This window comes from Bradyrhizobium sp. P2_E8, from assembly GCF_056403875.1.
Window position 1 is genome coordinate 1 of record NZ_JBFUES010000634.1, and the last position, 4,536, is coordinate 4,536.

The following is a 4,536-nucleotide window of genomic DNA, read 5'->3' on the forward strand; positions in this document are numbered from 1 at the left end:
GTGCTCAGAGCACCGAAGCAATGTTCGGCGGATTCCATGGGGCAATGTTACGCAGCTGCTTCCGAGTTCCAGGAGCCGCCGACGAAAGGGGTAGCGACCCGGCAGCGGGGCGAGCTATCGTGACGCCGACAACATCGGGTTGGGGCACCGAAATGAAGGCAAAAACAATGGCGGGAGGTCCCGCGATCAGGATTTCACGTCTTATCAAGCCAGCGACAGAATCAGAGCTCAGCCTTTGGGGGTTTCAGAGTTTTGCGGCGTGGGGCGCATGTGTCGGCGCTATTGCGGCCGGCATCCTTGCCTATCTGATCTTGAACGCCACGAAGCTGGACCTAGGCGCAAATCTCGCTCAGGACTTCCCGGTCGTCGAATCAGGTTTTTCGGACACTGCAGCAGTCAAGCGTGCTGAGAAAATCTTCTATGTCTTGTTCTACGTGTTCGGCATCGCCTCAGCCTTCGCAGCGCTCAGGCTCAGGAAGTTCTTTGAAGGCCGTTCGCTGATCCTGTTCGCCGTCTCGGCACTGGCAATTGTCTTGGCACTCGAGGCATTTCTCCAGGCTGCATTCCAGCAAAAACCTGAGATGATCGCGCTGGCCCTCTCGGTCGCAGCGATCTTCATTCCCTTTGTGACACGCATCCGGGCCCAAATCAGCATCAAGGGCGCCCCGGCGCTCCAGTCGATCAAATTATTTGAGTTTGGATGGATTGACGCTGTGCTGATCACGGCATTGCTCGCCCTTACCCTACCTGCGAGCGTGCAACGTTTGGCTGGGATGGCCGCCGCCAATGCTCACGCCGTATCGTATCTGGTTGGGCCGGCGCTCTATCAATTTACTGATGGCCTGGTGCCTGGCCGCGACTTCCTGTCCTTCTACGGATACGGACCGTCCTACTTATTTGGTCAACTGCTCCGCGCTGACACAAACGTTCTGTATCTACGTTACATTGGGTTCGTTGCTGCATGTCTCGCGATCTATCACCTATCGGCTTATTGGGTGCTGCGCGACTTCTTCCAGAGCAGAGCACTGCCGTTTCTCCTGGCGGTCACGTTTCTTGTAGTCTGTCAATTTGGCGACGGCGAAGCGCTCAGCGCACCGTCTGCTCTCGCCATTCGGTACATGTTCGTGTTCATTGCCTCTGGCATCCTTGCGCATTACCTGGCGCAACCTTCAGGCCGGTTATTGGTGGCGATGTCCGCCGTCTGTGCCGGCTCGATCTTCTGGAACACCGAGACGGGGATCTATACTTGGGCCGTGGGCTGCGCGGCATTGTCGGTGCGGCTGTTCGAGAAACGCTGGCCTTGGGAGATCGCGGCATTCACCGGACTATCCATCGCGATCCTGATCGCGTTGTTCGTCGCTGCCTTCGGTCCGGCCGTTCTTTCGATGGACTTCCTGCATGCCTTTCTCGCGCCAATCGGGCTGCACAGCGTCTCGAATTGGGTGGGAGTGACGATGAACTGGCGTCCCGGATTTGGGACGATTTACCAGCTGATCTTGCCGGCGATGGCCATCGGCACAATTGTTAGCGTTGCCGCAACGTGGGCCAACTGGCGTAGCGTCGAGCGCGCGTATCTTCTTGTACTTTCTCTCGTCGCACTGGTGTTCATGGCGAAGTGGATGAATCGGTCACTTGACGCGGTTTGGCAACAAAACGCCTTTGCTTATCTTGCGGTTTGCGCTTGGTGGTGTCGATCTGCATTCCGCGTCGTCCTCGGCCAAACGACTTCGCAACTCGCCCCCGCGTTGTCGTTGGCGGCAACAGCAGCGATCTCGGTTGTGGTGCTGCTGAGCGCGCAGGATAGACAACAGAGCGTGCCGATCGGGCTGCGGTCGTACTTGCAATATCCAAGCATCGCGAGACTGAAGTTGGGACGAGGGGCGGGAGAGGCTCGGATCTCGCTCGATAGCAGCGATATCGATCTGGTCAACAAGGTCGTGCCACGCGATGGTCGCATGCTGCTATTGTCCGACCACGATTGGCTTGTTCTTGTGGCCCTGGGCAGAGCACCCAAGAGCTACTTCCTCCCCTTCCGAGATACGTTCAGCCCGGAACATGTCGCTCGCAGCTTTGCCGAGGCTGACCATTTCATTTTAGAGCGCGACGCGACCTATCAGTACGATTGGCTGAAGGAAATGTCCGAGCGCATCCTTTTGGACCAGTTCGAACGTACGGAAGAATCAACCCGGTTCGTCCTGTATCGGAGGAAGTCCTGAGCACCGGGGGATGTGCCGCGATCCATGCCGACCAGCGGCCGTGGAGCCTTGGGTCTTATCCTGGCTGATGTCGGTGGCGGCTCTGGCGGAACCGGCACCCCCTTCGGAGGACGTCGAGGTCCCCCTGGGCATTTCAACGAAAATGTCAATTCCATCAATTGCTTGGGGATACCATGGATTTCCGCCAACAGCTTGGCGCGCTCGGAAGGATTCGAACCTCCGACCCTCGGAATCGAAATCTCTTTCGAGATGAACCAAATCAATAGCTTAGGCGCCCCGTGTTGCGGTGGCGTTGCGCCTACCTGCCGAGTAGCCGAACCTGGATGTCTTCAGCCGCCCGCTGATCAGCATCGTTATCCTTGAATAGATGACCGTAGGTATCGAATGTCATCTGAATTGTGGCGTGACCCATTAGCGTCTGGATCCGCTTCGGGTTAAGTCCCTGCTCGATCCAGAGGGATGCCGCCGCATGCCGTAAGGCATGAAGCCCATACCTGGGCTCCGCGGTCATCTTCGGTTCTCCGGCCTCGTCCAGGACGGGTTTGCCGGCCTTGTCCAAGGCCGGCCTGATATCGGCTACGCCAGCAGCAATCTGGAGTGGCTCAAAGCCACGCTTGACGATATTGCTGTGCGATTCGCATTTCCCGGCACCGGAGGGAAACACGAGCTCGAGCCCCCTCACCGGCTCGCCAGCAGCATCCTTTTTGCCGGTTTCGCGCTTCGGGCAAACGAGTTTCCACTCACGCAACGCACTGGCAACGATCGGCGGCATGGGGATAGACCGATAACCCGACTTTGATTTCAGCCTGCCGATCTTATGGAAGGCGTCAGCGCGCTGGCGGATGTGAATTTCCCGCGCCTCGAAGTCGACATCTGCCCACCGGAGACCTCGCAGCTCACTGCCGCGCAATCCGCAGAATATGGCGACCAATATCAGCGGCCTCCAACGTCCGTGGGCGGCGTTGATGATCGCCTGAAGCTCGGACTTGCTGGGAATGTCCGGCCTGGGATCTTCGCGGCCTGGCAAATGAAGATCGATTCCCACTGTTGGGTTAACCGAGCAAAGGCCACGCCGCTGCGCTTCCCGAAAGATGCCACCGAGCGACCGTATAACCCGGCGGACCATTTCGGCCGATCGTCCCCCCTCCCGCAGTAAGTCCGCGTAGGCGTTGATGGCCGGCGCCGTCAGTTCCGACAGCTTTTTGACGCCGATGAATGGATAGATATGCAAGTCGGTGTGTTCTTCGTACCCTCGGACAGTGGTTTGCTCGAGGCCCTTTTCGTTGCACCTTTTGATCCACAGCGCGCCCGCTTCCTTGACGGTGGGCGAGACGCCGGCTGGCGTATGAAGCCCGCGCTTCAGATCGTGGCTGGTTTCTACGAGCCACGCCTCGCCGTCGCTTTTACGCTCGAACAGCTTCGCGCGCCGATTTCCGGCACCATCGACATAGGTGGCTTGCCAGCGGATTAGGCCGGAGGGAAGCTTGCGTTTGCGGACCGTAGGCATGTTCTAAATCTCCGGCGCTAACTTCTTTTTTAAAATGGAAAGGTCGAGCACCACCCACACCTCGCGCGGCGTATCCCGAAGCTCCTTGGCAAGCTCTGTCGCAGTGAGAGGGGGGCTTATACTGGCTTCATTTTGCCTTCCTCCCCGCAACCCCAGCAGAACGAACTGCTTCTGAGCCCGTAGAATGTGCTGCTTCAGGATGAGCAAGTGAAATCTATTTTTCACGTCGCGAGCGGGCATCCCAAGTCTGACGCTCAGCGTCTCGATCAATATGGCGGTCGCCAGGCTCTCGGCTGAGTACTGTCTTGCGCGGCCCCTACCGGGATTTTTGTCCTCCGACGTTTCAAGCAGACCCTCTACCGTCCAACTCTTGACGCGGTCCATGGCTGCCTGCAGCTCCTCACCGGGCCTTAATATTCGTTCAGCGATGTCCTTCGCACCAAATTGCAACATTTTGCACCCATTTGCTCCGGCCAAGAGGAATAATACTCCTCATTCCTCTTGTCAAGCGATCGGTTGCGTTGTAGGTATGTGCTCAGAAATGAGRAGAAACGCTCCTCATGCCTCATACTCGGAGCATTTTGGATGACGGCGGATGACACCCTGGCATTGGATCTGATTTGGGGAGCCAAATCGATCGGAAAGGAAATTGATAGGGATGCGCGACAGGCGAATTACATGCTGGAAACTGGCCAACTGCCCGGCTTCAAGATCGGCAACAAGTGGGTTGCTAGGAAGTCGGCGCTCAAAGAACACTTCAAGAAGCTCGAAGCCGAGAGGGTTGCCTAAGAATGCCCCCCGCTAGACACGAAC

Annotated in this window: 4 protein-coding genes; 2 read left to right on the forward strand and 2 right to left on the reverse strand. The window is 57.6% G+C overall.

All coding sequences use genetic code 11. From position 1 onward, the window contains the following. The coding region (locus tag AC1D00_RS28380; RefSeq protein ID WP_477012935.1) for a hypothetical protein at positions 1 to 2,216 on the forward strand (2,216 nt) is incomplete at its 5' end. Between the two features lie 298 nt (positions 2,217 to 2,514). On the opposite strand, the gene AC1D00_RS28385 is transcribed toward AC1D00_RS28380, so the two are convergent. Both AC1D00_RS28385 and AC1D00_RS28390 read right to left on the reverse strand, forming a co-directional pair. Then, complete coding sequence (locus AC1D00_RS28385; protein ID WP_477012936.1) at positions 2,515 to 3,723, reverse strand: tyrosine-type recombinase/integrase; 1,209 nt, start codon at positions 3,721 to 3,723, stop codon at positions 2,515 to 2,517. Between the two features lie 3 nt (positions 3,724 to 3,726). Then, positions 3,727 to 4,200 (reverse strand): hypothetical protein, encoded by a 474-nt coding sequence (locus AC1D00_RS28390; protein WP_477012937.1) that lies wholly within the window; start codon positions 4,198 to 4,200, stop codon positions 3,727 to 3,729. Between the two features lie 108 nt (positions 4,201 to 4,308). Here AC1D00_RS28390 and AC1D00_RS28395 point away from each other — a divergent pair, with 108 nt between their 5' ends. Further along, positions 4,309 to 4,512 (forward strand): DNA-binding protein, encoded by a 204-nt coding sequence (locus AC1D00_RS28395; RefSeq protein WP_477012938.1) that lies wholly within the window; start codon positions 4,309 to 4,311, stop codon positions 4,510 to 4,512. The last annotated feature ends 24 nt before the right edge of the window (positions 4,513 to 4,536 follow it).